Origin of the sequence: Vibrio splendidus 12E03, assembly GCF_000272105.2 — a bacterium.
Lineage (GTDB): Bacteria > Pseudomonadota > Gammaproteobacteria > Enterobacterales > Vibrionaceae > Vibrio > Vibrio splendidus_I.
The window spans coordinates 1-245 of record NZ_AJZD02000282.1 but is presented as its reverse complement, the minus strand read 5'-3'; the positions used below and the strand labels follow the sequence as shown (position 1 = coordinate 245).

Here is a 245-nt window from a genome sequence, read left to right as displayed (position 1 = left end):
GCGCTCGGTGGTGATCCCCTCAATGCTCTCACGTACCGACGGGGTTTGGCTTTGGGGCTCGGCCTGTGGCGACGTGGGCGCAACCACCTGTGCCTCTTCGGGGCTTGTGCTGAGTTTTTGCATGGCCACAATCAACACACCAAGCAGCAAGACAACAAGTAACCATGCCCACTTTTTCGCGTGCGCTAGGCTCCTTTCTTTAAGTGTACTCACAAGCTACCCCTTCCCTCGCGTCACAAAGTCCG

The 245-nt window shown here is 57.1% G+C and carries 1 pseudogene; it reads right to left on the bottom strand.

From position 1 onward, the window contains the following. Window positions 1-213, bottom strand: a pseudogene (locus A142_RS25325) (TrbI/VirB10 family protein); the annotation flags it as partial. Window positions 214-245: the final 32 nt, after the last annotated feature.